Genomic DNA, 6,146 nt, shown 5'->3' with positions numbered 1-6,146 from the left:
CCCACGGCAGATAGGGACCGAACTGTCTCACGACGTTCTAAACCCAGCTCACGTACCACTTTAATCGGCGAACAGCCGAACCCTTGGGACCTTCTCCAGCCCCAGGATGTGATGAGCCGACATCGAGGTGCCAAACGATTTCGTCGCTATGGACGCTTGGAAATCATCAGCCTGTTATCCCCGGAGTACCTTTTATTCGTTGAGCGATGACCCTTCCACTCGGGACCACCGGATCACTATGACCGACTTTCGTCTCTGCTCGTCTTGTCAGACTCGCAGTCAGGCTAGCTTATGCCATTGCACTCTAAAAGTTGATTTCCGACCAACCTGAGCTAACCATCGCGCGCCTCCGTTACTCTTTGGGAGGCGACCGCCCCAGTCAAACTACCCACCATGCATTGTCTCGGATCCTGATTCAAGGATCTCGGTTAGATGTCAAGCACCAAAAGGGTGGTATCTCAAGGGTGACTCCACAAAGGCTGACGCCTTCGCTTCGTAGTCTCCCACCTATCCTGCACATCTGATTCCTAACACCAGTGCAAAGCTATAGTAAAGGTTCACGGGGTCTTTCCGTCTGACCGCGGGAACTCCGCATCTTCACGGAGAATTCAATTTCGCTGAGTCGATACTGGAGACAGTGGGGAAATCGTTACGCCATTCGTGCGGGTCGGAACTTACCCGACAAGGAATTTCGCTACCTTAGGACCGTCATAGTTACGGCCGCCGTTCACTGGGACTTCAATTCAGAGCTTGCACCCCTCCTTTTAATCTTCCAGCACTGGGCAGGCGTCAGACCCTATACATCGTCTATTGACTTTGCAGAGCCCTGTGTTTTTAATAAACAGTCGCTACCCCCTAGCTTGTGCCACCTGCACATGGTTGCCCATATACAGGTCATCTTTCTTCCGAAGTTACAGATGCAATTTGCCTAGTTCCTTCAGCATCGTTCTCTCAAGCGCCTTGGTATACTCTACCTGTCCACCTGTGTCGGTTTCGGGTACGGTCTATAATGAAGGTGTTATTTCCTGGAAAATATTCACCGCACAATCAATCCAATAAGACTGTACAATTTACTATTTTCGTCACAATCCTTCAGGTTCAGGAATATTAACCTGATTCCCATCGATTACGCCTTTCAGCCTCATCTTAGGGGCCGACTAACCTTGCGCAGATTAACTTTACGCAAGAACCCTTGGACTTTCGGCGAGAATGTTTCTCACATTCTTTATCGCTACTTATGTCAGCATTCTCACTTCCGATACCTCCAGCAAACCTCACGGTTCACCTTCGCAGGCTTACGGAACGCTCCGCTACCATTTATGCCAAATGCATAAACCCGCATCTTCGGTACATGACTTGAGCCCCGTTACATTGTTGGCGCAAGAAAACTTATTTAGACTAGTGAGCTATTACGCTTTCTTTAAATGATGGCTGCTTCTAAGCCAACATCCTAGTTGTTTTGGTCTTCTCACATCCTTTAACACTTAGTCATGATTTAGGGACCTTAGATGGCGGTCTGGGCTTTTTCCCTCTCGACTATGGACCTTAGCACCCATAGTCTGTCTGCTATGCTGTACTCATCGACATTCGGAGTTTGATTGAGTTTGGTAAGTCTGTGGGACCCCCTAGCTCATTCAGTGCTCTACCTTCGATGGTAATCGCTATAACGCTCTACCTAAATAGATTTCGCGGAGAACCAGCTATATCCGAGTTTGATTGGCCTTTCACCCCTAACCACAGCTCATCCCCTACTTTTTCAACAGTAGTGGGTTCGGTCCTTCAGTGGATTTTACTCCGCTTTCAACCTGGCCATGGCTAGATCACCCGGTTTCGGGTCTAATTCATCTAACTAAACGCCCTATTCAGACTCGCTTTCGCTACGCCTACACCTAACGGCTTAAGCTTGCTAGATAAACTAAGTCGCTGACCCATTATACAAAAGGTACGCCGTCACAAGACATATAAATACGCTTGCTCCGACTGCTTGTAAGCATTTGGTTTCAGATACTATTTCACTCCCCTTGTCGGGGTACTTTTCACCTTTCCCTCACGGTACTTGTTCACTATCGGTCACTAGAGAGTACTTAGGCTTAGAGGGTGGTCCCCCTATGTTCAAACAGGATTTCACGTGTCCCGCCTTACTCAAGGACTTCAAACTTTTTACCTATACGGGACTATCACCCTCTATGGTCAACCTTTCCATGTTGTTTTAGTTATTTTTTTGAAGCCACTGGCCTGATCCGCGTTCGCTCGTCACTACTAACGGAGTCTCGGTTGATGTCCTTTCCTCCAGCTACTTAGATATTTCAGTTCGCTGGGTTTGCCTCATATAGCTATGTATTCACTATACAATACCTAATAAATTAGGTAGGTTCCCCTATTCGGAAATCTTCGGATCAAAGTTTATTCGCAACTCCCCGAAGCTTATCGCAACGTATTACGTCCTTCATCGCCTTCTAGTGCCAAGGCATCCACCAAATGCTCTTATTATATTTACTTATGCTTTTAACTTGAGATTACACAATGCATACAGAATTAATTTCACAATTATTTTTCTTATTTTCAGCATCTACTCACGATATCAATTTTTATTATCGCGGTGTATTTAGTTTTTAGCTTTATCAACTTTTTAAACAGCTACAAAGTTTTACGTTTCAAACTTTGTGTGATGGTTTTATATCTATATTTTTAAAGCTTGTCAAACACTAATTTCAAATAATTTTAATTTTATTTCTTATGAGGGGGCTTAAAGTTATTTTAACCTCTTTTTAAAATAGGCTTTGTCAGCTTTTTGTTTAGATTTGTGGTCCCTAATTTTGTATCTACCTTACCGCCTAAATCTTCAAACAAAAATCTGCCTTTTTGTAAAATATGATTTACTGCTGTCATTTCTCCTTCTCTATTTATCACACCGCTTTGAGTTTTAACCCATAATAATTTACCGTCTTTTCTAAAGACTGGATTTTCATCAATTGCAAAATCTTTAGTTATACTTAAATTACCGTTCTTATCAAATTTACCTAAAATATTTTTCTGTAAATCAGCAAATACGGCATGAGCGTATAATTTTGAAATTTCTTTTATTTGCTTTGGATCGTTTATATATGTGCGCCGGCTTTGTTAATAAAGCCGCTAATTTCATATTGAGATGTTTTACCATGTGGAGTTTTTTTCACAAGAAATTGAGTGTCTGTAAGTAGCTTAGTTTGATCCTCCACTTCATCATCTACTATATTAATTACTTTCCTTTTTAAAGAATAAATATCACTATTCTTTTCAAACTTTGAGGTAAACTCCTTAACGTCTCAATTATCATTAAACCTAACTTCTTTTTTATCTTGACCCATAATAATACTCTTATTTTAATACTGTATCTTTTAAAATATTTGTACCACGTAAAAATTCTTCTATATTCAAAGCTTTTTTACTCTCTTGCTGAAGTTTTTTCACTCGTAATATACCGCTTCCACAAGCTATTTCCAGCTTATCGCTAATAACGGTACCGGAAGTAAAGTGATGATCCGCATTTAAATATTCTGCTTCAAGGATTTTAATGATTTTATCATTATAACTAAAATATGCTCCAGGCCAAGGATTCATGCCCCTTATTTTACAATCTATTTTATATGCGGATTCATGCCAATTAATTTTTCCTTCTTCTTTAGTTAATTTATGAGCATACGTAACGCCGTCACTTGGCTGTGTTATTGGTACTATATTATCGATATTTGCAAGTGTTTTAATTAATAACTCCGCTCCGAGATTTGCACATTTGTTATGCAGTTCTTCCAATGTTATTCTTTCTTCTAAATCAAAATCTTCTTTCATCAATATATCACCTGTATCAAGCCCTGTATCCATACGCATAATACATACACTACTTTTCCGGTCACCCTCTATAATAGTACGCTGCAGAGGAGCCGCTCCTCTGTGACGAGGCAAATCGGATGGATGGATATTAAGACAGCCGTATTTCTTAGCTTCTAATATAGCTTTCGGCACAATAAAACCATAGGCAATAACAACTATAATATCAGCATTAACTTTATTAATTAGATTTATTATTTCATCATTACGAAGAGTAGAAGGAGTATAAACAGGAATTTGATGCTCAAATGCTAATTGATGTATTGGAGATTTAGCTAAGTTAAGTCCTCTGCCCTTAGCTTTAGGTTGCTGTGTAAAAACAGCTTTAACTTCGTGATGAGTTATAAGTTTTTTAAGAGCGGGAACAGCGAATTCAGGCGTTCCCATAAAGATTACTTTCACACTAATTATTTTTGAGTTTCTTAAGCTTACGAAGTACTACATCTCGTTTTAAATGACTTAAATAATCAATCATAAGCTTACCTTCTAAATGATCATACTCATGCTGGATAACTCTTGCAAGCCAATCATTTGCTTTAAGCTCTTGCGATTTACCATGATAGTCTAAATACCTAATCTTTATAGATTCCGGTCTTGCCACCTCAATACGTTGCTCCGGTAATGAGATACAACCTTCGTTAGCCGTAACTAGCTCTTCTGCTTGTTCTATTATTTCAGGATTCACTATAAAAAGCGGATAAAAATCTTTTGGTCTTGCTACCGAATCATGATCTTGTATATCAATTACTAAAATACGTTTCAATACCCCTACTTGTACTGCTGCAAGCCCTGCACCGTCTTCATGGTACATAGTTTTAAGCATATCATCCATAAATTTTCGTGTTTGATCGGTAAACTCTAAAACCGGCTGAGATTTCTGCTTTAATCTTTCATCAGGTGCCGTTACTATCGGTAATATTGACATCATTAAATCTTAATATTTAATTTTAATATACTATAAAATCACCAAAATGTAAAGAAAGCAAACCTGCCTAATTCCGGCAATAGTTGCATAATAAACTCACCTATTTGCAATAATTTGTCGCATTAATAATATTTAGTAAAAAATAATAGCAAATATCAGATAACATGTTAATAAATAAGACTTGCATAAAATTAAGGAGGAATAATAATGCATTGGGGTGATATTGAAGAAATTGCCGAACAACTCGAAGAACATTGTAGCGATCAGTATAATGAAAAAAAAATTTCATTATTAAAGCTAGAGAAACTGATTAGCGATTTAAAGGACTTTGAAGATGGAGAAAAAAAAGTCGAAGAAGTTATATTAGAAGAAATTTTAGACAAATGGGAAGAATTACGTAAAGAAATTAGAGAAATCGATTAAGTAGCTTTTGAGTTATTTTCAGACATTTATAAATTAACTTTATAAAAATACACTATAATCAATAAAAATATAGCAATTGCCTGAAAAAAAACCCTTAAAGTCATTAACTTTGAACTAAATTTCTTATCAAACTTTCCTTCGATAGCCATCGAGACTACCCCTATAATAAGAACCGCAACGGTTAAACCAATTGCAATTAATAACCACATCATAATTTATTACCAATGTATCACTTTCCACACAAAGATTATATGCTTTTTCTCTTTTAAATCAATTATATAATATTTGAGATTTGATTAAAAAATTCACTAATTCTTCGTAAAAAATAATAATTCAAGGAACACACATATCTAATTTATCAAATATAGATAATTCAACAATTACTTTAAAAGCAAAAGAGATATTAGGCTCTTGCGTTCTTATTAATTTTTGCTCAAAAATATCTAAAAATACAAATAATTTAATTTTCTGCACGCAAGAACCTAGAGTATTTTGAGAAACCTCGTACTATTGCTAAAATATTTATTAATGCTCACGGTGGAACATGACTTGCTTAAATTAAGCTTTCTGAGTTACACTATATATATTATCTATCAGTTTAACAAAAGCACCATTTCCTAAAACATTAGCACAAGTGATCACAGGATCAAATAAGATATAAAGAGCTGTAATCAGAGACATCATATTAGTATTAAAACCTAGATATTGTTCAAGTATAGGGAGCATTACAATAATTCTACCACCTGGTATAGCTGCTACTGCAAATTTTGCCAATACAAAATAAAAAGTAAACTAATTAAATAAAGTAAGTTCAGCTAATCCATAACTTTTTAGTATAGCATAAGCCAAAATCGATATGGCAAAACAATCGCCAACAAGATGAATATTGACTGTTATTGGTCAACGGTACGAGCGAGTGCTTTATTATTTG

Annotated in this window: 5 protein-coding genes, 1 rRNA gene and 2 pseudogenes; 1 reads left to right on the top strand and 7 read right to left on the bottom strand. The window is 37.5% G+C overall.

Translation table 11 applies throughout. The annotated features are described in order from the left end of the window. The 4 genes and pseudogenes from ABVF33_RS05955 to def form a co-directional block, all read right to left on the bottom strand. Window positions 1-2,498: ribosomal RNA gene (locus tag ABVF33_RS05955) — 23S ribosomal RNA — on the bottom strand; the annotation flags it as partial. Between the two features lie 259 nt (window positions 2,499-2,757). Further along, window positions 2,758-3,176, bottom strand: a pseudogene (locus ABVF33_RS05950) (hypothetical protein). Window positions 3,177-3,357: 181 nt separating this feature from the next. Beyond that, window positions 3,358-4,269, bottom strand: coding sequence for a methionyl-tRNA formyltransferase (fmt, locus tag ABVF33_RS05945; RefSeq protein ID WP_010976939.1), 912 nt, complete (start codon window positions 4,267-4,269; stop codon window positions 3,358-3,360). 1 nt (window position 4,270) lies between these two features. Continuing rightward, window positions 4,271-4,792 (bottom strand): peptide deformylase, encoded by a 522-nt coding sequence (def, locus tag ABVF33_RS05940; RefSeq protein ID WP_499706648.1) that lies wholly within the window; start codon window positions 4,790-4,792, stop codon window positions 4,271-4,273. Window positions 4,793-4,999: 207 nt separating this feature from the next. On the opposite strand from def, the gene iscX reads away from it, so the two are divergent. Then, a complete protein-coding gene (gene iscX / locus ABVF33_RS05935; protein ID WP_499706641.1) occupies window positions 5,000-5,215 on the top strand; it encodes a Fe-S cluster assembly protein IscX in 216 nt (71 codons plus the stop codon). 26 nt (window positions 5,216-5,241) lie between these two features. Here iscX and ABVF33_RS05930 read toward each other — a convergent pair whose 3' ends face one another. The 3 genes and pseudogenes from ABVF33_RS05930 to ABVF33_RS05920 all read right to left on the bottom strand — a co-directional run bounded on the left by ABVF33_RS05930 (window position 5,242) and on the right by ABVF33_RS05920 (window position 6,064). After that, window positions 5,242-5,427 (bottom strand): twin transmembrane helix small protein, encoded by a 186-nt coding sequence (locus ABVF33_RS05930; RefSeq protein WP_499706640.1) that lies wholly within the window; start codon window positions 5,425-5,427, stop codon window positions 5,242-5,244. Window positions 5,428-5,548: 121 nt separating this feature from the next. Next, window positions 5,549-5,689, bottom strand: a complete 141-nt coding sequence (locus tag ABVF33_RS05925) for a hypothetical protein (protein ID WP_014273244.1) — start codon at window positions 5,687-5,689, stop codon at window positions 5,549-5,551. A gap of 84 nt (window positions 5,690-5,773) precedes the next feature. Beyond that, window positions 5,774-6,064: pseudogene (locus tag ABVF33_RS05920) on the bottom strand (cation:dicarboxylate symporter family transporter). Window positions 6,065-6,146: the final 82 nt, after the last annotated feature.

Origin of the sequence: Candidatus Rickettsia barbarica, assembly GCF_041477405.1 — a bacterium.
In the GTDB taxonomy this organism is placed as follows: Bacteria; Pseudomonadota; Alphaproteobacteria; order Rickettsiales; family Rickettsiaceae; genus Rickettsia; species Rickettsia rickettsii.
The sequence above is the reverse complement of the archived record's forward strand: the minus strand, read 5'-3'. Positions and strand labels throughout refer to the sequence as shown.